Origin of the sequence: Streptomyces sp. H27-D2, assembly GCF_035828615.1 — a bacterium.
In the GTDB taxonomy this organism is placed as follows: domain Bacteria; phylum Actinomycetota; class Actinomycetes; order Streptomycetales; family Streptomycetaceae; genus Streptomyces.
Map to the genome: position 1 here is coordinate 77,693 of NZ_JAYMZR010000012.1, position 22,476 is coordinate 100,168.

Below are 22,476 nucleotides of genomic sequence, written 5' to 3' on the forward strand. Positions count from 1 at the left end.
GCCGCAGCCGCGGCAGCAGCCGCGGCAGGACGACGGAAAGGCCCGATACACGTGGACGACGACGGCGAACGCGCCAGCGGCCGACAGGGACACCGGGACGGGTGGACGGGGGAAGAGGTCCGGTGGCGGCAGGACGGACGGCAGCCGCACCAGCCGCTCCTCATCCGAGCGAGCCCCCGCGAACCCCGCGCGGCCGTGCTGCTCCTGCACGGCGGTCAGGAGGACGGCCTCGGCCGGCCGATGCCGCTGAATCCGCCCGCGCTGCGCATGCGCCCCTTCGCGCGGGCGATCGGCCGGCGGACGGCGGGATACGGGGTGGCGCTCGGCGAGGTGCGCTACCGACACCGCGGCTGGAACGGCTCCCGGGCCGACGCGGTGCCGGACGCCCGCGCCGCGATCGAGGAATTCGCCGCCGCCGTCGGCCCCGTACCGCTCATCCTGGTCGGGCACTCGATGGGCGCCCGCGCGGCCCTCCGGCTGGGCGGGCACCCCGGAGTCCGCGCGGTCATCGGACTCGCGCCCTGGTGCCCCGAGGACGAGCCGGTGACGCACCTGGCCGGCGCGAGCGTCGTGCTGGTGCACTCGGACCGGGACCGGATCACCAACCCGGCGGGCTCCCTGCGGTTCGCCGTACGGGCCCGGGAGGCCGGGGCCGAGGTGTGCCGACTGGTGGTGCCGGGCAGCGATCACGCGATGCTGCGCCGGGCGGGTGTGTGGCACACCCTCGCGGCGGGGCTGGTCGCGGGTTTTCTGGGCATCGGCGAACTGCCGCCGCACGTCGTGCGGGCGCTGGCGGGCCCGGTGGGGGAGACCGGGGGAAGCGGGCTGAGCTGCCGGGTGTGAGAGCGAAGGGGGGCGGGCGCGCAAAAGCGCCCGCCCCCCTTCGCAGGACTTACCGCTCCGTGGCCCCGTTACCTTTTTCGTGGCCCCGCAACGGGGCTCCTGGCCCCGGCCCGTCAGGCATCCCCGGCCCGTCAGGCCTGGGCGGGTGCGGGTGGCGCGGCGGCCTGTTGCATGCCGGGGCGTCGCATCGCGTACGCCGCGCCCGCGCCCGCCGCGAAGAGCGCGAGCAGCGAGACCGCCGAGCCGAGCCAGCTGGCGCCCAGCCACTTGCCGCCGAAGTAACCCAGGCTCACGCTGTACGCGGCCCAGGCGAGCCCGGCCAGCGCCGACCAGGGCAGGAATTCCTTCACCGTGCGGTGCGCGACGCCCGCGCTCAGACTGACCAGCGACCGTCCGGCGGGTGCGAAGCGGGCGACCACGACGAGCACGCCGCCGCGGGTGAGCGCGGTGCCGAGGCTGTCCTGGGCCTTGGTGAGGCGGCGGGAGCGGGCGATGGCGCGGTCGAACCGGTCGCCGCCGCGCCAGGCGAGGCGGTACGCGACGAGGTCGCCGAGGACCGAGGCGGTGGCGGCGCAGGCCATCAGCGCGAACATCTCGGGGAGGTGCGCGCTGGGGTCGACCGGGGTGGGCACGCCCACCGCGTCGGCGGCGGTGGTGGTGCCGGCGGCGGCCGTGGCTGCGGCGATGACCAGGAATCCACTGGGGAGCACTGGTAGGAATACGTCGAGGAGAACGGACATCCCGACGATCATGTAGATCCATGGGGTGTCGGTCAACGACCCCAGACTTTCCAGCACAGCGACTCCAGATCCGATCCCCCGCCGCGCGACGTCGCGGTCAGCGGCAGGGGCGGCTCTACAGCTGTACAGCGTACGCCTGTGCGCTCACCCGAGAGGGGCGGGGGCAGCTGATGTTGCTCGAATCACTGTGATCTCACAGACATCTCGAAGTTCGCTCGATCGCGGCTCTGGTGCTGCTCCGGCCCCACTCGGGTCGTGACGTGCGGTCAGATGGCGCTGGGCTCGCGCCGGGCTCCGGCCGGAGCGGAGGCGCCCTCGCCCCGGCCGCCGCGGGCGTTGGCTATCAGCCGGTCGACCGCCCAACTGCCCGAGCCGGTGACGGCGAGCAGCAGGAAGGCCCAGGCGTAGATCGCGGAGGGCTCGCCTCCGTTCTGCAGCGGCCACAGCGCCTCGCTCTGGTGAACGCTGAAGTACGCGTACGCCATGGACCCGGAGCAGACCAGCGCGGCGTAGCGGGTGCCGAGGCCGAACAGTACGAGCGTGCCGCCGACGAGCTGGATCACGGCGGCGTACCAGCCGGGCCAAGCGCCCCCGGGCAGGGACGTGGCGCCGAGGACGCCGAAGAGCGAGGAGGCTCCGTGGCAGGCGAAGAGCAGGCCGATGACGATGCGGAACAGGGCCAGCGCGTGCGGGGTGGCGCGGTCGCCGGGGGAGGCGGGCCGGGCGGATCGGGCGGGGGAGACGAGCGCGGTGTCGGAAGGCATGCGGGTGACTCCTTCGGTTTCGGGGACAGGGAACCGATGAAGCCAAAGATTAGGTTGACCTAATCAATACTTGCAAGTTCAACATCTGGCCAATGGTCCATACCAATGGGTGCGGGGGCGGCGGTCCGCACCATCACGCGCAGCGCCGCACGCGCCACGGCGTCCGCATCCGCCAGCGTCACGGAGTTCACCCCAGGCCGGGCCCCTGCCGCCGTCACCCAGTGCACGCCCTCGGTCGGCACCCCGACCGCGAACCGCCGGGGGTGCGGGCGGCCTTCGAGGTCGACCAACCGGTACGGGCTGGGCGTCACATCCAGTCCGCCTGTCTCGTAATCGCCCTCAGGGCCCGTCACCCGGTGCGCTCGGCACGCCCCGGAATCCAGCATTCGGGCCAGCAACTCGTCCGCCGTACGCCGCAGATCCGGCTCCGGGAGCCGGGCCTCGATCAGGGTGGTCGCCGCGATGTCCGACCCCGGGACGTCGGGCGAGCGGGCGTGGAAGGCGGCCGGGCGGCCTTCCATGGGGATCTCCGGGCCGGGACTCGCGGAGGCCGTCGCGCCCTTCGAATCCGACGCGCCCGTATCGCCCGCCGCGCCCTTCGAATCCGACGCATCCGTCGAACCCGCCGCGCCGGGCCGCAGTTCCAGGCGCGGGCCGAGCACCTCCAGCACGCCCGCCTCGATCAGCGCGGCCATCTCCTCGATCCGCCGGCGGGGCGGGCCGATGGAGAGGAACGCGTTCAGCGGTGTGTACCAGGGACGGGTCGACCAGATGCACGGTCAGCCGGTCGCCGGGGGCCAGCTCCGGCGCCGAGGCGCAGATCCGTTCGAGCACGCTGGTTCCGCGCGGGCCCGCGCCGACGATGGCTATGGCGTGGTGCTCTCCGGCCAAGGTGTTCTCTCCCGGGACAGGCGCGGTGCGTAGCGGGTGCTGCGATGGCGCGCACCATCATCACCGGCCGGTGCCCAGGAGCAGAGTCCCTGTCCGGAATGTCAACCTCCGTTGTGAGATGGATCTCCCTGTTGGGTGAGTCTCCTGTTCAGCACGCCGACCAGCCGGTCGTCGGACTCGCCCTTGCGGCGGGCCTGGTCGAGGCGGAGATCGGCATGCCGGCCGCGCAGCGTCAGCGTCATCAGCTGGTTGCCGAACCACGGGCCGCCCGTCTTGCGCCAGCCGATCACGGGCCGCGGCACCCGCCCGTGCCGGGCCAGCGCGCGGCCGAGCCAGCGGCCCGCCCGGCTCCAGCCGAAGCGGAAGCCGAGCCGTATCGACCTCGGGATGCTGTTGTGCACGGGCGAGCAGGTCAGCTGCAGCACTCTGCTGCGCGGCTGCGCCCCGGCGCCGCCGGGCCAGTGCGGTTCGGCGATGTAGGCGTGGTGCACGTCGCCGGACATCACACAGATCGTCGCCGGCGCGTTCGGCCCGTTGCCCACCCGCGCGATGAGCGCGGTGAGCCAGGCGAAGGAGCAGGGGAACGCCGCCCAGTGCTCCAGGTCGGCCCCTTGCCGCATCTTCTCGCCGATCCGGGCCCAGCGCGCCCCGCGCTCCCCGTTGCACAGCGCGGCGTCCCAGACCTCCGCGTCGTGGATGGCGGGCGGCAGCAGCCAGGGCAGCGAGGTGCCGATCAGCAGGTGGTCGTAGCCGCCGTGGTCGGTCAGCAGCTGGTCGCGGACCCACTCCATCTCGCCGTCGTCGAGCATCGACCGGTCGCCTTCTTCGAGCACCCGGGCCGCCCGGGTGTCGACCATGACCAGCCTGACCCGGCCGAAGTCGCGGCGGTAGCTCCAGCGCGCGCAGGCCGGATCGCTGTCGGAGAGGGCGGCGAACTCGCGTACCAGGTCGGTGCCGTCGGCCGCCGCGCGCACTTGCGCGTACAGCTTGTCGGCCGCCAGTTCGGCGGGTGAGAAGTTCCCCAGGTGCTGATAGACCCAGTAGGACATCAGCCCGCTGAGCACCCGCTCGTGCCACCACGAGGTCGAGCGGATCTCGCTGAGCCAGGCCGCGCTGGTGTTCCAGTCGTCGATGATGTCGTGGTCGTCGAAGATCATGGAACTGGGCACGGTGGACAGCAGCCAGCGGACCTCCGGGTCGAGCCAGGACTCGTAGTACAGGTGGGAGTACTCCTCGTAGTCCGCGACCTGGTCCCACGGCGGCTCGTCGATGTCGCGGCGGGCCGCTATCCGGCCGCGCGTCGCGGCCGAGGTCTCGTCCGCGTACACCTGGTCGCCCAGCAGGACCAGGACGTCGGGCCGGTCCGCGCCCGGGTCCTGGGCGAGCCGCTTCGCGAGCGTGTCCAGCGCGTCGGGGCCCACCGGGTCGTGCGAGCTGTCGGCCGGCGGCGTGGCCCAGCGGCAGGAGCCGAACGCGACGCGCACCGTCTCCGGGCCGGCCCCGTCGGCCGTGTCGTCGCCTCTGGCGGCGGGCGTGCGGATCGTGCTGGGCGGAAAGGGCGAGTCGGCGAGCGGCCACACCTGCGCGCCGTCCAGCAGCACGCGGTACGGGACGTCGCGGCCGGGGCGCAGCCCGGTGACCGGGACCAGCGCGTAGTGGTGTCCGGCGACCTGCCAGGTCCTGCCGCAGCCGCCCGCGCCCCTCCCGCCGGGGCGCGCGCCGACATCCGCGTCACCGCCGCCGGGTCCGGCGCCGCCCTCGCCGGCGTCGTCCTCATCGCCGTCCGCGCAGGCCACCTCGACCTCGCACGGGCGGTCGGTCTCGACCCAGATCGTCGCGTTGTCCCCGGTTTCCCAGTCGACGTACCGCAGCAATGGCCCCAGACGCAGCTTTGCCACCCCGGCCCTCCCTCCGTCGCCCCGAACGGTACGGAACGGCGGAGGAGAGCGCGGCGGATTCCAGCGACAGCCGGTCAGCAGCTGTTGAGGAGGCTCTGCAGCTTGCTCTTCTCGGCCGAATCGACCGTGAGGCCATAAGTGTGCTTGACGCCGACCCACATCCGCACGTACGTGCATGTGTAAGCGGCGCGGGGCGGCATCCACTGGGCGGGGTCCTTGTCGCCCTTCGCCTGGTTGACATTGTCGGTGACGGCGATCAGCTGGGAATGGGTGAGGTCGTTCGCGAAGCTCTTGCGCCGGTCGGTGGTCCAACTGTTCGCGCCGGAGCGCCAGGCCTGGGCGAGCGGAATGACGTGGTCGATGTCGACGTCGGAGGCGGCGGTCCAGGTCGCGCCGTCGTACTCCGAGTACCAGCTGCCGCTGGTCGCGGCGCAGGCGCTGTCCTGCTGGACGTTGCTGCCGTCCCGCTTCAGCACGACCTCGCGGGTGTTGCAGGCGCCGCTCTGGGTGCTCCAGTGCGGGAACTTCTCCCGGCTGTAGCCGTCCATCGAGCCCTCGGTCTTCACCGTCAGCTGGCCCAGATAGGTGCGGGCGGTGGCGGCGCTCGGCGGCGCGGGCGGTGACGCCTGCGCCGCCGAGCCGCCCAGCAGCAAGGTGCCGAGCAGCGCGGCGAGCCCGCCGCCGACCGCTATTCGACGCGCGTAGACCGAGCGCGGAGCGGGGGTGAGGCGCAGACCGGACATACGAACTCCCTCGTGGTGGGGGTGTGGAGGTGTCATCGGGCGGCCGGGCGAGGCCCGGTGGGCCGCCATCGTGTCGGCGCCGGGTTACCGGCGGGTGGGTGCCAGGTAACAGAGTGGCGACGCGAGCATGCCAAGACAAGGGGGTGCGCCCGTTCGGGTGCGCGCCGTCCGATATCTGCCGGGCCGGATCTGATGGCCCGTATCCACCGGGGCGTATCTGATGGTCGGTAACCACCGGGCCGCATCCACCGGGCGGTATCCACCGGGCCGGAGCTGACGAGCCGGAGCTGACGGGTCGCCATGAGGCCATGCGGGCGAATGAGTTGGCGTACCGGCCGCACGCGCCCTGCCGACCGTAGGGTGGCCCGGTGTCCGCCACCCCCGTCACCGCAGCGGCCCCCGCCGCTCACCCGGCCCTCGCCGCCGACGCCCTGCTGCCGGTCGACACCACCCTCGGCATCGTCCTCGCGGCCCTGCTCGTGGCCGCCGCGGGCACCGCCGCCTACGCGCGGCTGGCCGACGGCCGCGGTGCCGGCTACGCCCGCCCCATCGTCCTCGCCGGGCTGCGCGCCGCGCTCCAGCTCGCCGCCGTCTCCTACCTCATCGGCTGGGTGGTGCGCTCCGTCCCGCTGCTGCTGGCCTTCATCGCGCTGATGTTCGCCGTCGCCGTACGCACGGCGGGCCGCCGCGTCACGCGCAACAGCACCTGGTGGTGGGCGGCGCTGCCGATCGGCGCCGGAGTGCTGCCGGTCGTCGCGGCGCTGCTGCTCACCGGCCTGGTCCCGGTCAAGGGCATCGCGCTGGTCCCGATCACCGGCATCCTCATCGGCGGCGCGCTCACCGTCACGGTGCTCGCCGGGCGGCGGGCGCTGGACGAGCTGACGACCCGGGCCGGCGAGGTCGAGGCGGGCATGGCGCTCGGCCTGCTCGACCACGAGGCCCGGCTGGAGATCGCCCGCCCGGCCGCCTCCGACGCGCTGCTGCCCGGCCTGGACCAGACGCGGACGGTGGGCCTGGTCACGCTGCCCGGCGCGTTCGTGGGCATGCTGCTCGGCGGCGCGTCGCCGCTGCTGGCGGGGGCCGTGCAGCTGTTCGTGCTGGTCGCGCTGATGGCGGTGCAGGCGGTGGCGGTCGCGCTGGTGCTGGAACTGGTGGCGCGCGGGCGCTTGCACCGCGAGGGGGGATAGCGGCGGCCGGTGGGACTCACGTCCCTGACCGGCGGCCGCGCCGATCGCGTATTCTGGTCCGCAGCAGAAGGGGAGTAGCTCTTCGCCGGACCGTCGACATACTGCTCGATCCCTCCTCGTGAGGGACCGGGCCGGCGCCCGGAGGCCGGTTTCCGTACGTGTTCGATACGGAAACACGTTCCGTACGGAGCGGGCCAGCGAGACCTTCGGCCGCAGTGTCCAGACGCTGCCGTGCCGAAGCGACCCCTTCCCCGGAAGGACTCACGACTCTCGGTGCGGCGTCCCCGACCGATTGAGGAATCCACTCCAGTGCTCAGCATCAGCATCACGGCGCTCGTCTTCGGCGTCGTCTTCCTGGCCGAACTACCCGACAAGACGGCGCTGGCCGGGCTGATGCTCGGCACCCGCTATCGCGCCTCGTACGTCTTCGTCGGCGTCGCCGCGGCCTTCGTCGTGCACGTCGTGCTCGCCATCGCGGCGGGCAGCCTGCTCGCCCAGCTCCCGCACCGCCTCGTGCAGGCGGTCGTGGGCGTGCTGTTCCTCGCGGGCGCGGCGGTGCTGCTGTTCAAGAAGGACGACGGCGAGGAAGAGGTCAAGAAGCCCGCCGACGAGAGCTTCTGGAAGGTCTCAGGAGCGGGCTTCATGCTCATCCTGGCCGCGGAGTTCGGCGACCTGACCCAGATCATGACCGCGAACCTCGCGGCCCGCTACGACGACCCGGTCTCGGTCGGCCTGGGCGCGGTGCTCGCGCTGTGGGCGGTGGCGGGCATCGGAATCCTCGGCGGCCGGACGCTGATGAAGTTCGTGCCGCTCAAGCTGATCACGAAGGTCGCGGCTTGCGTGATGATCGCGCTGGCGGCGTTCAGTCTGTATGAGGCGGTGGCGGGCTGAGCGGGGCCGGATGCGGGTCCGGGCGGGCGCGGGTGGGGGTCCGGCCCGTAGGGCCGGCTGGGGCGGGCGGCTGAGCGGGCCGGATGCTCGTACGGATGCCGCCTCAGCCTGTCCGGGGCCAACTGAGCCGCACGGGGTCGTCCGGCGCGTCGGGTGCGGCTGCGCATCGCGAGGCAGGCGTTGCTCACCCGGGCAGCCGACCCGCCCGCGCTGCGTCTGATGCTCAACGAGGCCGTGTTGCGACGCCCTGTTGAGGGAAACGCTGTAATGGCAGGGAAGTTGGGGCACCTCGTCGAGGCGTCACAACGCCTTATCTCCGAGGTGGCAGGGAGTTATGAACAACAACGTTGATCTGACGGGCGCGGTGTGGTCCAAGTCGAGCTTCAGCAATGGACAATCTGCCTGCGTCGAGGTGGCTAACGGCTACCGGGGTGTGGTGCCGGTCCGGGACAGCAAGGCGACAGAAGGCCCGGCGCTCATGCCCACCACAGAGGCATGGTCGTCGTTCGTCTCGGCAGTCAAGGGCGGACAGTTCGACGTCTGATTTCGTCGCGACGACGAGAGGCGCCCTGCTAGCGGCAGATAGCCAGTAGCGGGGCGCCGTGCTCATCGGGTGCTGAACTGGCGGAGCGTGAGGGCGAGGCCGCCTGTCGGGCGACCATCCGGCGGCGCGGGGCAGGCGGTCCGGCAGTACGCGGCCGAGCCAAGCCGTCAGGCCGGTTCGCCCAGGTCGCTGATGTGCAGCCGCAGGCCGCCGTCGTCCGTGGCCTCGATCCGGATCTGCTCCAGGGTGTCCACGTGCGCCGTGGGAGCGTGCACCGCGGCGCGCGGGCCGATGCCGACCACTCGCATCCCGGCGGCGCGGCCGGCCGCTATGCCCGCCTCGGAGTCCTCGAAGACGATGCAGTCCTCGGGAGCGAAGCCCAGTTCGGCGGCGCCCTTGAGGAAGCCCTCGGGGTCCGGCTTGCTCGCGCCCACGCTCTCCGCGGTGATCCGTACGCGCGGCATCGGCAGCCCGGCCGCGTCCATCCGGGCTCGGGCGAGGCCCGCGTCGGCCGAGGTGACGAGCGCGTGCGGGAAAGCGTCGCGCGAACCGGGGCCGCGCAGGGTGGCCATGAAGTCGGGGGCGCCCGGGATCGCTACGACGCCGTCGGTGTCGGCGGTCTCCTGGGCCAGCATCACGCGGTTGTCCGCGTAGTTGAGCTCAAGCGGACGCTCGGGGAGCAGCACGGCCATGGTCGCGTAGCCCTGTCGGCCGTGGACGACCTTGAGGACGTCGGCCGGGTCGAGCCCCTGGTCCTCGGCCCAGCGCCGCCAGCAGCGTTCCACCACCGCGTCGGAATTGACGAGCGTGCCGTCCATGTCGAGGAGCAGGGCACGGGCGGTGAGGGAAGCGGTGGCCGTCATCGGGCGAACTCCAGAGCGATGGGAAGACAAGTGGCTCCGCCCACGGGTCAGGGATCATGGGCGGAACCACTTTGTTCCTTCACGATACAAAATAAAGCGGCGTAAGCCAAGTGCGGGAGTCCGGGGTGTCAGGAACCGGTGCAGCCGGGGCTAGGAGCCGTCCGTGCGGGATTCCAGCGAGCGGCGGGTGTTCGGGCCGTAGTCGCCGGTGCGGTCGCCCCGCACGTTGAACGAGAACTGGTAGCGGTGCACCGCCTCCCGTACTTCCGCGTCGAACACCCCGTCCTCCTCGCCCGTGTAGAGCTGTTCCTGGTTCAGGCGCCGCTGGAGGTCGGTGACGGCCGGGCCGTTCGCGCCCTCGCTCAGGGTTGCCGCTCCGGACTCCGCGCCGTCGTCCGGATCACCGGACGCCGTCCCGGTCGGCCGGCCCGAGGCGGAGTCGCTGGGACTGGCCGAAGGCGTCGGGGTCGCGGAGGGGGAGGGCTCGGCGCTGGTGGCGGCGGCGCTCGGGCTCGCGGGGCCGGACGGCGCGGCCGTGGGGGAGCCGAGCGGCTGGACCACACCCGGCGCGGAGGCTTCGGACTCGGTGGACGGCGCCGCGCGCGGCACGCTCGCCCGCTCGTCCGGCAGCGCTCGCGGGCCGTGCTCGCTAGCGGGCAGTAACTCGACGACGAGGACGCCCGCGCCGACCACGGCCGCGACGACCGCCGCCACGGCGAGCGCCATCACGCTCTTGCGTCGGAGCCGCCCGCGTCGCCGGAGCGCCGGATCGTCGGCCGCGCCGTCGCCTTCCGCTTCCCCGTCCTCCCCGTCGTCCCCGTAGTCCTCGTACGTCCCGCCGAGGGGCGGCGGGACGTCGCCGAACAGTCCGATGTCGGCGGGGCGGGGGCTGTCGGCCGTGCCCGCGAGCGGGGTGGCGGCCGACGGCGGTAAGCCGGTCGCCGGCAACGCGGGCATCGCGGCGGTCGGCGCTTCCGCGCCGGGTCCTGGCCGCTGTCCCTGCCCTGGCCCCGGCTCCGTGCCGGGCTCGGGTCCCGCTGTCGGCTCAGCGGCCGGGTACTCCGGCAGCGTGACGTACGGGCGGATGCGCAGCGGATCGAAATCCTCGGCGGCGGCGATGGCCTCCGCGCGCTCCGCCGCGCCGCCGGCGCCGCTCGCGGCGGTCGTCGGTATCGGGCACTCGCAGCCGGCATTGCCGTCCGCGTCCCGCTGTGTGCCGCACTCCGGGCAGCGCTGAGCCGTCACTGTGGGACCCCTCCCTCGAATGCCAGCGATTATGCAGAGGCGGACCGGTCCTGAACACCACGCCTGCCGCCGATGGCCGCGCTCAGCGGGACGTAACGGCCCAAAGCATGAAGGATGGCTTCGTATGGTCGGCTGGGCGGCACGGCTCAGCGGCTCAGCGGCAGGTCGGACCCGAGGAGGCGTCCATGGCGCAGGACGCGAGTAGGCCGGACGGCGGCGCGGGTGCCTCCGGCGGGGCGGGCGGGGCGGGCGGGACTGGGCGTCCCGGCGGTACGGGGGAGCCGGCTGAGCCCGGCAACGCCGACGAGCCCGGCGGTACGGGCGGCAGCGAGCACCCCGGCGGTACGGGGGAGCCGGCCGGCCCCGGCAGCGCCGACGCGCCCGTCGGCACAGGCGCTGCGGGCGGTACGGGAGGTACGGGAGGTACGGGAGATTCATCCGGCCCCGCCGACACGGGCAGCCCCGCCGACACGGGCAGCCCCGCCGACACGGGCAGCCCTGACCGTTCGGAAGCCGGTACCGGGGGCCCGGCCGGCCACGGAGCCGAGACCGAAGGCCAGGCCCGCCACGGAGCCGAGACCGGGGGCCCGGCCGGCCAGGCAGCCGCCACCGAAGCCCAGGCCCGCCCCGAAGCCACCGGCGGCACCCCGGACACCGGGGCCGCCACCGCCCCGCTCCCCGGCGAAGGGCACACCCAGCGCAGCGTCCTGATCGCGATCGGCGCGCTGCTGCTCGGCATGCTGCTCGCCGCGCTCGACCAGACCATTGTCTCCACCGCGCTGCCGACGATCGTCAGCGAACTCGGCGGCATGGAGCATCTGTCCTGGGTCGTCACCGCCTACATGCTGGCCGCGACCGCCGCGACCCCGCTGTGGGGCAAGCTCGGCGACCAGTACGGGCGCAAGAGGCTCTTCCAGGGCGCGATCGTCATCTTCCTCGTCGGCTCCGCGCTCTGCGGACTCGCGCAGAACATGCCGCAGCTGATCGGCTTCCGCGCGCTCCAGGGGCTCGGCGGCGGTGGGCTGATGGTGCTGTCGATGGCGATCGTCGGCGACATCGTGCCGCCCCGCGAACGCGGTAAGTACCAGGGGCTGTTCGGCGCGGTCTTCGGCATGACCAGTGTGCTCGGGCCGCTGCTCGGCGGGCTCTTCGTGGACCACCTCAGCTGGCGCTGGGTGTTCTACATCAACCTGCCCGTCGGGGCGATCGCGCTGCTCGTCATCGCCGCCGTGCTGCACATCCCGGTGCGCAGGACCAAGCACACCATCGACTACCTCGGCACCTTCCTCATCGCCGCCGTCGCCACCTGCCTGGTGCTGATGGCCTCGCTCGGCGGCGTCAGCTGGCCCTGGAGCTCCTGGCAGATCATCGGGCTCGGGGTGCTGGGGCTGGTGCTGCTGGTCGCGTTCGTGTCCGTGGAGCGGCGGGCCGCCGAGCCCGTGCTGCCGCTGAAGCTCTTCCGGATCCGGACCTTCGCGCTCTGCTCGGTCATCGGGTTCGTCATCGGCTTCGCGATGTTCGGCGCGATGACCTATCTGCCGACGTTCCTCCAGGTCGTGCAGGGCGTCTCGCCGACCATGTCGGGCGTGCACATGCTGCCGATGGTGCTGGGCCTGCTGGTCTCGTCCACGGTCTCCGGGCAGCTCGTCAGCCGTACCGGCCGCTGGAAGATTTTCCCGGTGCTGGGCACCGCCGTCACCACCGTCGGCCTGCTGTTGCTGCACCAGCTCGACGAGAACAGCTCGACCGGCGAGATGAGCGCCTACTTCGCCGTCTTCGGCCTCGGCCTCGGCCTGGTGATGCAGGTGCTGGTGCTCGTCGTGCAGAACGCCGTGAGTTACGCGGACCTGGGCGTCGCCACCTCGGGCGCGACCTTCTTCCGCTCGATCGGCGCCTCGTTCGGCATCGCCGTCTTCGGCACGATCTTCACCAGCCGGCTCGGCGACAAGCTCGGCGACGCGCTCGCCGGGAAGCCGCTGCCGCCCGGCGTGAGCGTCGACGCGCTGAAATCCGACCCGCGCACGATTCAGGGCCTCCCCGGGGCCCTGCGCCCCGGAGTGCTGCACGCCTACGCGTCCTCGATCACCGACGTGTTCCTCTACGCCGCGCCCGTCGTGCTCATCGCCTTCGCGCTGTCCTGGTTCCTCAAGGAGGACCCGCTGCGCCGCAGCGTCACCGCCCCCGACGTCACCGAGACCCTCGCGAGCAACCCGGTCGAACGCTCCTCCCACGACGAGGTGTGCCGCGCGCTGTCCACGCTCGGCAGCCGCGAGGGCCGGGCCGACCTCTACAAACAGATCACCGAACGGGCCGGGTACGACCTCAAGCCCTCCGCGAGCTGGCTGCTGCTGCGCATCAACCGCTTCGGCTCGGTGGATCCCGCGCTGCTGGCCGAGCGCAGCTTGGTGCCGCTCGGCGTCGTCGGCGCGGCGGCCCGGCAGGTCGAGGAGCGGGGCCTCGCGGTGCGCGACGGGATGCCGCTCGTACTGACCGACCGGGGCCGCGAGGTCGCCGCCAAGCTCGCCCAGGCGCGCGCGGCGTCGCTCGCGGAGCTGCTCGGCGACTGGTGGCAGCCCGGCCGGTCCACGGATCTGGTCGAGCTGGTACACGAGTTGACCGCCGAGATGTGCGGCTCGGACGGCGAGCGGCCGTACAACGGCGACGCGAAGCGGTCCACGCGGGTGGCCAGGCACTGAGCGGAGCGGTGGGGGCCCTGGGCCGGAGCGGCGGCGGGCACGGGACTGGAGAGGTGGCGGGCACGGGAGCGGAACGGCCTCCCGCCGTTGATCAAGGCCACTGGACGTTTGGCTGGGCGAGACCCGGCAACTCGGTGAGCAACAGCCCTGAACAAGGGGCCACTTGCGGAAGGCGAGTCATGTCCACTGGCGTGATCATCACGTTGATAGTCGCCGCCGTCGTGCTCATCGCCGTGATCGTATTCGTACGGACGAGGGCTTCCGGCGGACCGAACCTGCGGCAGCGCTTCGGGCCGGAGTACGACCGTACGGTCGCCCGGCACGACGGTGACACCAAGGCGGCGGAGCAGGACCTCAACGAGCGGGTGCGGCGTCACGGTGATCTGCGGGTGCTGCCCCTGCCGGTCGAGGCGCGGGAGCAGTACGTGGCCCAATGGGCCGGAGTCCAGGAGCAGTTCGTGGACTCGCCGGCGAAGGCGGTGGCCGAGGCGGATCTGCTGATCAGCCGTCTGGTCCACGACCGCGGCTATCCGTCCGAGGCCTACGGCGAGCAGGTCGCCGCGCTGTCCGTGCACCACGCGCACCATGTGCACGGCTATCGGCAGGTGCACGACGTGGCGGGGCGGGCCCGGGACGGACGGGCGGAGACGGAGGAGCTGCGCGCGGCCGTGGTGAGCGCCCGCGAGCTCTTCGAGGAGCTGGTCACGGCGAAGCCGGAGGACTCGGGCCGCCATCGGCAGGGCCCCGGCCCCGGCACCGAACCGCAAACCCCGCGTGCGCAGGGCGGCCGGTCCGCCGGCCGGCTCCACGCGCCGTGGGGATCGCACCACCGGGACAGCCGGGACAGCAGGAAGGGTGACGCCCGATGAACGAGTACGACGAGCAGCGACAGCCGGGACAGCCGGGAGAAGCGGGGCAGCAGGGAGAAGCGGGACGGACCGGAGCGGCGGGACAGCCCGGCCGGCCCGATCAGCGGCCCCCGTCCGGAGGCGGATCCGGCGACGGCCCCGGCTTCGACTCGCCGGGCTTCGCCTCGCCCGGTTTCGACTCCCCGGGCTCGCCCGGCTTCAGCGAACGGGACGCGACCGAGCGCGAGGTCGCCGAGCGCGGTGCGGCCTCCGACCGGGACATGCCCGCACGGGCAGCGGGAGACCGCGGCTTCGGGGAGCGCGGCGTCGGCGAGCGGGCAGTCGGCGAGCGGTCCACCGACGGCCAGGGCGGCATCCCCGGCCCGCGATCCGACCCCAGCGGTAGCGGTAGCACCGGACCAGGCGCCGCCCGCTCCGAAGGCCCCCGTTCCGCCGAAGGCGCACCCGTACTCCCGCAGGGCGAGCGCGACAAGCTTTCGCTCCGGCTCCAACAAGCCGTCAACAGCTTCGTCGATGAGCCCAGGCGATCGGTCGAGGAGGCCGACGCCGCGCTGGAGGAGACCGCGGCCCGGCTGGCCGACGTCATCGCGCAGCGCCGCAGCAGCCTCCGTACGGGATGGCGAGGCGATGGCAAGGGCGCCGCCAGGAGCGAGAGCGGCCACACCGAGACCGAAGAACTGCGGGTGGCGCTGCGCCGCTACCGCGACCTCGTGGAGCGGCTGCTGAACGTCTGACGGGACGCGGGTACGGAGCGTGAACGTGATGGGGCGATCCGGCGATCCGGCTCGCCCCACCTCGCTGTCGGCCGGCCCGGCCGACAGCCGCCGCGCCGCCGGGGGAGGTAACGCCGCCAACCGGACACCGGATACGGGAGGGCACCGGCCGAGCGCGCGGGCTTTCGGACTAAACTGACGCGGCGGCCAGGTGAAGCAGTGGTTTCCTACGTCTGTTCATCAGGGCGGTGCGAGCCTCCGTACGTCAGGTGTGACTGTGGGAGCGGCGGGAGGGCCGGCGAGGCGTGGCGAATCCGAAGAGCGGCCCAATAGGGAATTCCGTAGGGGCGGAGGCCGGAACAAGGGGCTTCGTAGTACAAGCGGGTCTGTGGTTGCTCGCAGGACTCCTCGCGGCGCGGCAGGCCGCGGCGGTGCTGCGGCTGCCGCCGGGTGAACGGCTCACCGATCTGGAGACCTGGACCGGTGAGAACGGCGTCCTGCATGTCGCGGGCTCGCTGTACGACACCGACCAGTTCACCGGCACGCCCTTCGCGGGGCTGGTGCTGAAGCCGCTGACCCGGGCGGCGGAGCAGAGCCTCGGCGTGGTCTGGACATTCGGCACGCTGCTGCTCGTCGCCGTGCTGGGAGTGGTGGCGGCCCGTGCCCTGCCGGGACCCATCTCACGGCGGGCGTCGCTGACCGCCGTTCCGGTGGCCATCAGCCTGCTGGTGCTGTCGTTGCCGGTGCGCAACGCCTTCTCGCTGGGGCAGGCCAGCGTCATCCCGGTGCTGCTCGTGCTGCTCGGCTGTCTGTGGGTGTCCTCGGAACACCGGGCCGGAGTCCTCATCGGACTGGCCGCCGCGTTGCAGCCCGCGGTGCTGCTGTTCGCGCCGCTGCTGTGGTTCACCGGCCGCAAGCGCGCGGCGCTGACGGCCGGCGGCACCTTCGCCGGACTCTCGGCGCTGGCCTGGGCGGCGCTGCCGCACGACTCGTGGACCTACTGGGTGCACCACGTCGCGGGCGTCGGCCTGGGCGAGCCCGCGGACAGCCTGGCCAACCAGTCGCTGCACGGCCTGCTGCTGCGCATCGGCCTCCAGGGGCCCCTCGAACTCATCCTGCTCGGCGTCCTCGCCGTGGCCGTCGTCGGCCTGGGACTGCGCCGCGCGGTGACCTACGCGCGCGACGGTCAGCTGCTGCTCGCCGTGACGCTGACCGGCTGCGTCGCGGTGGCCGTCTCGCCGACGGCCTGGCGGCACCAGCTGCTCTGGGTCCTGCTGGCCGTGGTCGGCAGGGTCGGACGACGCGGCGCCGACCGGCTCGTCTGGCCGGTGCTCGTCATCATGGTGATGACCGTCAACAGCGGCGCCCTGATGCCGAACATCGTGTTCCTGCGGGACATCAGCGCCAACGCCCCGCTGCTGCTGGCGGTGGCCGCGGCCTGTCTGGTGCCGTTCGTGCCACGTACGGCACCGGAGTGGGCGCGTCCGGTGCCCAAGCGGGTCGCGAAGCCCGTACAGGGCCGCTTCACGTGGGTGCCGCTGCTGCGCTTCTGGCGGCAGACGCTGAACCGTCCGAACCTGCTGCTGGAGCTGCTGCTGATACGGGTCGGCTACTCCGCCTACTCGGCCGTACGGCTCCCGGCGGGCGGCGCGCGCGACGCGGCGGAGCAGCACGGCTGGCAGATCGTGCACCTGGAGCGCTGGCTGCACATCGACGTGGAGCACTGGTTCAACCACCTGGTGGTGCGGATGCCGTCGGTGCAGAGCTTCATGGGCTTCGCCTACTCCACCTTCCACTTCCTGTTCCCGCTGGCGCTGCTGGCCTGGATGTACATCCGCCGGCCCGCGATGTACCGGTGGGCGCGCACCGCCCTGGGCTTCGCGACGCTGCTGGCCCTGATCGGCTTCTGGTTCTACCCGCTCGCCCCGCCGCGGCTGATGCCCGGCCTCGGCTTCATCGACACGGTGCACGGCACGCAGGACCTCGCCAGCCCCGAGTTCGGCGCGCTCACCGAGGTGTCGAACCAGTACGCGGCGATGCCCTCGCTGCATGTGGGCTGGTCGATGTGGTGCGCGGTCGTCTTCGCGCTGCTGGTGCCGTGGATGTGGCTGCGGGTCGCCGGGTTCCTCTACCCGCTGATGACCACCCTGGTGATCGTCGGCACGGCCAACCACTATGTGCTCGACGCGGTCGGCGGAGCGGTCGTGGTCGGCGCGGGCTTCGCGCTCCAGTACGTGCTTACGGGGCCGCGACGCAAGGAATCGGTCGGTGAGTCGGCGGGTTCGCGCCTCGATCCGGATGCCGATCCGGGGGCGGGGCCGGTGGCGGACCGGGACCGGCCGGTGAGCGTGGACGCGGCGACGTAGTGCCGTGACCGGCCGGCGGATACCCGGGGATGACGCCCGCGCCGCAGTGGAATCTTTCGCGGGCGCCACCATGATCCGCTGCACTGGTGGTGGACAGGCAGCCGGACGGTCGGGAGGAAAGCCGGTCAGGCGGTGGTGCGGCCGGGCCGTCCGGTGGGTGGTCGGCGGTCCGGCTGTGCGAGGGCCCCGGTTCAGCTGGAGACCGTGATCTGGGTGCCCGGCGCGGTCACGTCGGTGACGTTGTAGGTGGCGTTGAAGATCGAGGTGGTGGCGCTCGTCGGGCAGCCGAAGCCGCCGACGACCTTGACCGGCACGCTCGCGTTGGTGAAGCCGAGCTTGGACGGCGCGCCGTTGGGAATGAAGTCGTGCGAGTCGAGCCGTGCGAAGTGACATCACGTCAACTGTGTTTGCAGTGACGTCAGTTGGCCGCGTCGAAGATGCCAACCGTCATTGGCGAGGTTGAGGTTATGGCCGCCAGTGACCCTTGGCAAGGTACTGGGACGGACTGTTTTCAGCCTGCTGTCGCCCCTTGTCGCCTACTGCCCGGCGGTTCCGTCCGCCCGGCCGCTCTCCTGGGCGCCGCTCAGTATCTCGCCGAACTCCGCCCCCACCCGGCGCTCCATGGCGCGGGAGAACTCCGCGCTCACCACGTCACCGGCCACCGGGCGCAGCGTCGCCACCGCCTCCGCGATGCGCTGCACCTCGGCCGGCGGGAGGTGCTTGAGGCCCAGCTCGCCCAGCACATGGGCGCGGATGATCGCGACGAAGTGGTCGGCCAGCGCCGTCGCGTACGTCTGCACCAGTTGCCCGGCCTCCAGCACGGTCGCCAGCGGCACCCCTTCGTTGACCAGCGCGAGGGTGCTGTCGAGCAGGCGGCGGCTGACATGGGTGACGGTGTCGCCGTCGATGCTGATGTAGCCGAGCTCGACGGCGCGCGCGATGTCGGCCTCGGACGCGCCGTGGCCGAACAGCGCCGCGAGTTCGCCGAAATCGATGACCACCGGCTCCTCTTGGGACCACTGCTGTGTCATCGCCCGTTCCAGGCCCAGCAGTTCATCGACGCCGCTGCCCTGGTCCCAGGCCGCGAGCAGCTCCGCTATGCCGCTCACCGCGTACCCCCGGCGCAGCAGGTCCGCGATGAGCCGCAGCCGGGCGAGGTGGTCCTCGGAGTACCAGGCGATCCGGCCCGCTCTGCGCGGTGGGGGGAGCAGGCCGCGCTCCTGGTAGTACCGCAGATTGCGCACCTTGACGCCGGCCGCGCGGGCCAGTTCCTCTATGCGGTACTCCTGTGCGTGCTTCACGCCCGGGATTCTAGAGTCCGGGCGTGTCGGGCCGGGGTCATCCGTACTGGACCCGGAGCTCCTTGATGCCGTTCAGCCACGCGGAGCGCAGCCGTCGGGGGTCGTCCAGCAGCTTGATGTCCGGGACGGCGTCGGCGATGGCGTTGAAGATCAGGTTGATCTCCAGCACGGCGAGGCTCTTGCCGAGGCAGAAGTGCGGACCGCCGCCGCCGAAGCCCAGGTGCGGGTTGGGGTCGCGGGTGATGTCGAAGGCTTCGGGACGCTCGAAGACCTCGGGGTCGTTGTTGGCGGAGGAGTAGAAGATGCCGACGCGCTGGCCCTTCTTGATGTGCGCGTCGCCGAGCGTCGTGTCCTGGGTGGCGGTGCGCTGGAAGGAGACGACCGGGGTGGCCCAGCGGACGATCTCCTCGGCGGCGGTGTCGGGGCGCTCGCGCTTGTAGAGCTCCCATTGCTCGGGGTGGGTGAGGAAGGCGTGCATGCCGTGACTGATCGCGTTGCGCGTCGTCTCGTTCCCGGCGACGGCCAGCAGCAGCACGAAGAATCCGAACTCGTCCGAGCCGAGGTTGCCTTCGTCCTCGGCGGCGACGAGCCGGCTGACGATGTCCTTCGCGGGGCACTCCTTGCGGGCCGCCGCGAGGTTCATCGCGTACGAGATGAGCTCCATGGATGCCTCGGCGCCGACCTCCTCGGTGATGGCCAGCTCGGGGTCGTCGTAGCCGATCATCTTGTTGGACCACGCGAAGATCTTGGCGCGGTCCTGCTGCGGGACGCCGATCAGCTCGGCGATGGCCTGCAACGGGAGTTCGCAGGCGATGTCGGTGACGAAGTCGCCGCTGCCGTCGGTCCCGGCGCCCGCCTTCGCGGCTTCCAGGATGGCGTGCGCGCGGCTGCGCAAGGTGTCTTCGAGGGCGCGGATGGAGCGTGGGGTGAAGCCGCGCTGGACGATCTGGCGGACCCGGGTGTGTTCGGGCGGGTCCATGTTCAGCATGATCAGCCGCTGCACCTCGATCTGGTCGCGGGTCATCCGCTCGTTGAAGCGGATGATCGAGGTGTTGAGGGTGGCGGAGTAGATCTCGGGTTTGGTCGAGACCTCCTTCACGTCCTCGTGGCGGCTGACGACCCAGTAGCCGTCGTCTTCGAAGCCGGCGAGGTTGTGCGGCTGGGCGTTCCACCACACCGGCGAGGTCTGCCGCAGCAGCGCGAACTCCGGGAGTGGAACGCGGTGCTGGTACACGTCGGGGTCGGTGAAGTCGAAGCCTTCTGGCAGCGCTGGGCAGGACATCGGCGACTCCAGGTCTGACGGTCCATCAGATAATGGCCCAGAAGGTAGTGACGAGTTCCACAAGAGGCAAGGGGTCGCGCGGCATCCGTTGCGGACATGTACTCGTGCACGCCCCTTGCGCCCCCGGGGTCCGGTTCATAAGACTGCGGAGAGAACTAGAACGCGTACTAGTTCTGTCCAGGGGTGCCGGGACGCCCCGGGGACGCGAGGAGAGGACGAGCCATGGCCGCGGAACCCGTCATCGTCGAAGCCGTACGCACCCCGATCGGCAAGCGCGGAGGCGCGCTCGCCAATCTGCACCCCGCCTATCTGCTGGGCGAGACCTACCGCGAACTCCTGGCGCGCAGCGGCATCCAGCCGGACTGCGTCGAGCAGATCGTCGGCGGCACCGTCACGCACGCCGGCGAACAGTCCATGAACCCCGCGCGCAACGCCTGGCTGGCGTGCGGGCTGCCGTATGAGACGGCGGCGACCACCGTGGACTGCCAGTGCGGGTCCTCGCAGCAGGCCAACCACATGGTGGCCAACATGATCGCGGGCGGCGTGATCGACGTCGGCATCGGCTGCGGGGTCGAGGCGATGTCGCGGGTGCCGCTGGGCAGCGGCTCCAAGCACGGCCCCGGCAAGCCGTTCCCCGACGAGTGGAACGTCGATCTGCCCAACCAGTTCGAGGCGGCCGAACGGATCGCCCGGCACCGCGGCCTGACCCGCGAGGACGTCGACGGGCTCGGGCTGCTCTCGCAGGAGCGGGCGGGCCGCGCGTGGGCGGAGGAGCGCTTCAAACGCGAGACGTTCGCCGTGCAGGTCCCCACGAGCGAGGAGGAACAGGCCGCCGGGCAGGGCATGTGGCGGCTCGTCGACCGCGACGAGGGGCTGCGCGACACCAGCATGGAAGCCCTCGCCGGGCTGAAGCCGGTGATGCCCACCGCCATCCACACGGCCGGCAACTCCTCGCAGATCTCCGACGGCGCGTGCGCGGTGCTCTGGGCGTCCAAGCGGATGGCCCGCGCCCTGAAACTCAAAGCCCGGGCCCGGATCGTCGCCCAGGCGCTGGTCGGCTCCGACCCGCACTTCCACCTGGACGGGCCGATCGACGCGACGCGGGCGGTGCTCGGCAAGGCGGGGATGTCGCTCAAGGACATCGACCTCGTGGAGATCAACGAGGCGTTCGCCGCCGTCGTGCTCTCCTGGGGCCGGGTCTTCGAGCAGGACATGGAGAAGGTCAACGTCAACGGCGGCGCGATAGCCCTCGGCCACCCGGTGGGCGCGACGGGCGCGCGGCTCATCACGACGGCGCTGCATGAGCTGGAGCGGCGGGACAAGGAGTTCGCGCTGATCACGATGTGCGCGGGTGGGGCGTTGGCTACGGGGACGATTATTCAGCGGCTGTGACTGTGGTCGTCGGGCCGTGGCCATGGCTGGCGGCGGATCGCTGGTGATCGCTACTGTCGGCGCATGGCTACGGCGAAGACACGGTTGACCATCCGGATCTCGAAGGCCGCGGCGGAGTCCGCCCGGCTGGCTGCCGCTGCTGCGATCGTCACGGCTTCGACGCGTCGAAGGTGACCGGCGCCTCGAAAGCTGCCCGCCGCGTCGCGCGGCGCAGGGCCTTGAGGACTGTGCCGCCGAGGGCGAGCGTGAGGACGACGGTCACCACGGCGCGCGGGAGGTCCCAGCCGAGTGAGGTGGCGAGGCAGTAGGCGACGAACCGGGCGAGGTTCTCGGGCAGCGCGTCGCCGGGGACGAAGGAGACGCCGGTGGCCAGGCCGCCGATGTACGGCCAGCCCTGGAGGTTCATGATCGTGCCGTAGAGCACCGAGGCCACGGCCCCGTACCCCGCCAGCAGCAGCAACTCGCGTCGGCCGCGCAGCCGGTGCGGTCCCGGGAGCAGGCCCGCGCCCATCGCGACCCAGCCCATCGAGAGCATCTGGAACGGCATCCACGGGCCGACCCCGCCGGTCAGCAGCGCCGAGGCGAACATCGACACCGAGCCGAGCACAAACCCGAAGCCGGGGCCGAGCACCCGGCCCGACAGCACCATCAGGAAGAACATCGGCTCGATGCCCGCCGTGCCCGCCCCGAGCGGACGCAGCGCCGCGCCCGCCGCCGCCAGGACGCCCAGCATCGCGATGGCCTTCGCGTCCAGGCCGGTGTCGGCGATGGTCGCGACGACCACCGCGAGCAGCAGCGGGAGCAGCACGGCGAACAGCCAGGGCGCGTCGCTGGAGTGCGCGAGCCCGGACGAGGACTCGGCGAGCAGCGGCCAGCCGAAGGCGACGACGCCGATGGCCGAGATGAGCGCCAGGGCTGCGATGGAACGCGGGCCGAGGCGGATCGCTTTGACCTGGCGGTCGGGGTGGGATGCGGGGTGGGGGGCGGTCGGCTCCGGGCTCCGCCGGACGGGCAGGCTCCTCATGCCGGGGCCCCTGTGTCCCCGGCCGCGCCGGTGGTTCCGTCCGGGCCCTCGGTGGTTGCGGCCGGCTCCTCGGCCGGGCGTACGCCCCCGGCGGGCTCGCCGGGGGCGTACGCGGGCCCGGACGTCGGTGCTACTCCCAGCGCACGCGCCACCTGCGGCACGGTCAGCCACGGCAGCGGCGCGAGGATCTTGGCGACCTGGGGAGCGAACGCGGGGGAGGACAC

Annotated in this window: 20 protein-coding genes and 3 pseudogenes; 10 read left to right on the top strand and 13 right to left on the bottom strand. The window is 72.2% G+C overall.

Translation table 11 applies throughout. The features are described from left to right. Nucleotides 1-51 precede the first annotated feature (51 nt). Nucleotides 52-843, top strand: a complete 792-nt coding sequence (locus tag QMK28_RS07775; RefSeq protein ID WP_326436269.1) for an alpha/beta hydrolase — start codon at nucleotides 52-54, stop codon at nucleotides 841-843. 131 nt (nucleotides 844-974) lie between these two features. On the opposite strand, the gene QMK28_RS07780 is transcribed toward QMK28_RS07775, so the two are convergent. From QMK28_RS07780 to QMK28_RS07800, 6 genes and pseudogenes are all read right to left on the bottom strand, one after another. After that, the gene (locus QMK28_RS07780) at nucleotides 975-1,640 is read right to left on the bottom strand and encodes a DedA family protein (protein WP_326436270.1); all 666 of its coding nucleotides are present in this window, start codon (nucleotides 1,638-1,640) and stop codon (nucleotides 975-977) included. A gap of 209 nt (nucleotides 1,641-1,849) precedes the next feature. After that, on the bottom strand, nucleotides 1,850-2,347 hold the full coding sequence (locus tag QMK28_RS07785; RefSeq protein WP_326436271.1) for a DoxX family protein: 498 nt from the start codon (nucleotides 2,345-2,347) through the stop codon (nucleotides 1,850-1,852). A 59-nt stretch (nucleotides 2,348-2,406) separates the two neighbouring features. Continuing rightward, nucleotides 2,407-3,102, bottom strand: a pseudogene (locus tag QMK28_RS07790) (hypothetical protein); the annotation flags it as partial. 34 nt (nucleotides 3,103-3,136) lie between these two features. Next, nucleotides 3,137-3,181, bottom strand: a pseudogene (locus QMK28_RS34220) (hypothetical protein); the annotation flags it as partial. 158 nt (nucleotides 3,182-3,339) lie between these two features. Further along, on the bottom strand, nucleotides 3,340-5,136 hold the full coding sequence (locus QMK28_RS07795) for a DUF7800 domain-containing protein (RefSeq protein ID WP_326436272.1): 1,797 nt from the start codon (nucleotides 5,134-5,136) through the stop codon (nucleotides 3,340-3,342). Nucleotides 5,137-5,210: 74 nt separating this feature from the next. Next, nucleotides 5,211-5,879, bottom strand: a complete 669-nt coding sequence (locus QMK28_RS07800; protein ID WP_326436273.1) for an HNH endonuclease family protein — start codon at nucleotides 5,877-5,879, stop codon at nucleotides 5,211-5,213. 431 nt (nucleotides 5,880-6,310) lie between these two features. On the opposite strand from QMK28_RS07800, the gene QMK28_RS07805 reads away from it, so the two are divergent. The 4 genes from QMK28_RS07805 (at nucleotide 6,311) to QMK28_RS07820 (ending at nucleotide 8,501) form a co-directional block, all read left to right on the top strand. Continuing rightward, nucleotides 6,311-7,066, top strand: coding sequence for an ABC transporter permease (locus QMK28_RS07805; RefSeq protein WP_326436297.1), 756 nt, complete (start codon nucleotides 6,311-6,313; stop codon nucleotides 7,064-7,066). Between the two features lie 309 nt (nucleotides 7,067-7,375). Next, nucleotides 7,376-7,957: a TMEM165/GDT1 family protein gene (locus QMK28_RS07810; protein WP_326436274.1), complete on the top strand. Its 582-nt coding sequence runs from the start codon at nucleotides 7,376-7,378 to the stop codon at nucleotides 7,955-7,957. A 153-nt stretch (nucleotides 7,958-8,110) separates the two neighbouring features. Continuing rightward, nucleotides 8,111-8,308, top strand: coding sequence for a Scr1 family TA system antitoxin-like transcriptional regulator (locus QMK28_RS07815; protein WP_443050573.1), 198 nt, complete (start codon nucleotides 8,111-8,113; stop codon nucleotides 8,306-8,308). Beyond that, nucleotides 8,292-8,501: a DUF397 domain-containing protein gene (locus tag QMK28_RS07820; protein WP_326436275.1), complete on the top strand. Its 210-nt coding sequence runs from the start codon at nucleotides 8,292-8,294 to the stop codon at nucleotides 8,499-8,501. Before QMK28_RS07815 ends, QMK28_RS07820 begins: the two co-directional genes overlap by 17 nt. A gap of 167 nt (nucleotides 8,502-8,668) precedes the next feature. On the opposite strand, the gene QMK28_RS07825 is transcribed toward QMK28_RS07820, so the two are convergent. Next, entirely contained in the window at nucleotides 8,669-9,364 is a 696-nt protein-coding gene (locus QMK28_RS07825; protein WP_326436276.1) for an HAD-IA family hydrolase, read from the bottom strand. Nucleotides 9,365-9,514: 150 nt separating this feature from the next. Beyond that, a complete protein-coding gene (locus tag QMK28_RS07830) occupies nucleotides 9,515-10,609 on the bottom strand; it encodes a peptidoglycan-binding protein (RefSeq protein WP_326436277.1) in 1,095 nt (364 codons plus the stop codon). Nucleotides 10,610-10,794: 185 nt separating this feature from the next. On the opposite strand from QMK28_RS07830, the gene QMK28_RS07835 reads away from it, so the two are divergent. The 4 genes from QMK28_RS07835 (at nucleotide 10,795) to QMK28_RS07850 (ending at nucleotide 17,253) form a co-directional block, all read left to right on the top strand. Further along, nucleotides 10,795-13,305 (top strand): MDR family MFS transporter, encoded by a 2,511-nt coding sequence (locus tag QMK28_RS07835; protein ID WP_326436278.1) that lies wholly within the window; start codon nucleotides 10,795-10,797, stop codon nucleotides 13,303-13,305. A gap of 179 nt (nucleotides 13,306-13,484) precedes the next feature. After that, nucleotides 13,485-14,174, top strand: a complete 690-nt coding sequence (locus tag QMK28_RS07840; protein ID WP_326436279.1) for a hypothetical protein — start codon at nucleotides 13,485-13,487, stop codon at nucleotides 14,172-14,174. Beyond that, nucleotides 14,171-14,908, top strand: coding sequence for a hypothetical protein (locus QMK28_RS07845; protein ID WP_326436280.1), 738 nt, complete (start codon nucleotides 14,171-14,173; stop codon nucleotides 14,906-14,908). Before QMK28_RS07840 ends, QMK28_RS07845 begins: the two co-directional genes overlap by 4 nt. Nucleotides 14,909-15,216: 308 nt before the next feature. Next, nucleotides 15,217-17,253, top strand: a complete 2,037-nt coding sequence (locus QMK28_RS07850) for a bifunctional glycosyltransferase 87/phosphatase PAP2 family protein (protein WP_326436298.1) — start codon at nucleotides 15,217-15,219, stop codon at nucleotides 17,251-17,253. Between the two features lie 191 nt (nucleotides 17,254-17,444). Here QMK28_RS07850 and QMK28_RS07855 read toward each other — a convergent pair whose 3' ends face one another. From QMK28_RS07855 to QMK28_RS07865, 3 genes are all read right to left on the bottom strand, one after another. Then, nucleotides 17,445-17,567, bottom strand: coding sequence for a hypothetical protein (locus QMK28_RS07855; RefSeq protein WP_326436281.1), 123 nt, complete (start codon nucleotides 17,565-17,567; stop codon nucleotides 17,445-17,447). Nucleotides 17,568-17,789: 222 nt separating this feature from the next. Then, nucleotides 17,790-18,554 (bottom strand): MerR family transcriptional regulator, encoded by a 765-nt coding sequence (locus QMK28_RS07860; RefSeq protein ID WP_326436282.1) that lies wholly within the window; start codon nucleotides 18,552-18,554, stop codon nucleotides 17,790-17,792. Nucleotides 18,555-18,591: 37 nt separating this feature from the next. Next, a complete protein-coding gene (locus QMK28_RS07865; RefSeq protein WP_326436283.1) occupies nucleotides 18,592-19,836 on the bottom strand; it encodes a cytochrome P450 in 1,245 nt (414 codons plus the stop codon). A 222-nt stretch (nucleotides 19,837-20,058) separates the two neighbouring features. Here QMK28_RS07865 and QMK28_RS07870 point away from each other — a divergent pair, with 222 nt between their 5' ends. After that, nucleotides 20,059-21,228 (top strand): steroid 3-ketoacyl-CoA thiolase, encoded by a 1,170-nt coding sequence (locus QMK28_RS07870; protein ID WP_326436284.1) that lies wholly within the window; start codon nucleotides 20,059-20,061, stop codon nucleotides 21,226-21,228. Nucleotides 21,229-21,376: 148 nt separating this feature from the next. Here the strand turns inward: QMK28_RS07870 and QMK28_RS07875 are convergent, their stop codons facing one another. Further along, nucleotides 21,377-22,252, bottom strand: coding sequence for an ECF transporter S component (locus tag QMK28_RS07875; RefSeq protein ID WP_326436285.1), 876 nt, complete (start codon nucleotides 22,250-22,252; stop codon nucleotides 21,377-21,379). Further along, nucleotides 22,249-22,476: pseudogene (locus QMK28_RS07880) on the bottom strand (cobalt ABC transporter ATP-binding protein); the annotation flags it as partial. The gene QMK28_RS07875 and the pseudogene QMK28_RS07880, both read right to left, overlap by 4 nt.

Excerpts from the sequence above, each read along its gene's own strand:
- QMK28_RS07785 (WP_326436271.1), bottom strand. The coding sequence starts at position 2,347 with ATGCCTTCCGACACCGCGCTCGTCTCCCCCGCCCGATCCGCCCGGCCC.
- QMK28_RS07800 (WP_326436273.1), bottom strand. The coding sequence starts at position 5,879 with ATGTCCGGTCTGCGCCTCACCCCCGCTCCGCGCTCGGTCTACGCGCGT.
- QMK28_RS07820 (WP_326436275.1), top strand. The coding sequence starts at position 8,292 with ATGAACAACAACGTTGATCTGACGGGCGCGGTGTGGTCCAAGTCGAGC.
- QMK28_RS07825 (WP_326436276.1), bottom strand. The coding sequence starts at position 9,364 with ATGACGGCCACCGCTTCCCTCACCGCCCGTGCCCTGCTCCTCGACATG.
- QMK28_RS07835 (WP_326436278.1), top strand. The coding sequence starts at position 10,795 with ATGGCGCAGGACGCGAGTAGGCCGGACGGCGGCGCGGGTGCCTCCGGC.
- QMK28_RS07840 (WP_326436279.1), top strand. The coding sequence starts at position 13,485 with ATGTCCACTGGCGTGATCATCACGTTGATAGTCGCCGCCGTCGTGCTC.
- QMK28_RS07845 (WP_326436280.1), top strand. The coding sequence starts at position 14,171 with ATGAACGAGTACGACGAGCAGCGACAGCCGGGACAGCCGGGAGAAGCG.
- QMK28_RS07865 (WP_326436283.1), bottom strand. The coding sequence starts at position 19,836 with ATGTCCTGCCCAGCGCTGCCAGAAGGCTTCGACTTCACCGACCCCGAC.
- QMK28_RS07870 (WP_326436284.1), top strand. The coding sequence starts at position 20,059 with ATGGCCGCGGAACCCGTCATCGTCGAAGCCGTACGCACCCCGATCGGC.
- QMK28_RS07875 (WP_326436285.1), bottom strand. The coding sequence starts at position 22,252 with ATGAGGAGCCTGCCCGTCCGGCGGAGCCCGGAGCCGACCGCCCCCCAC.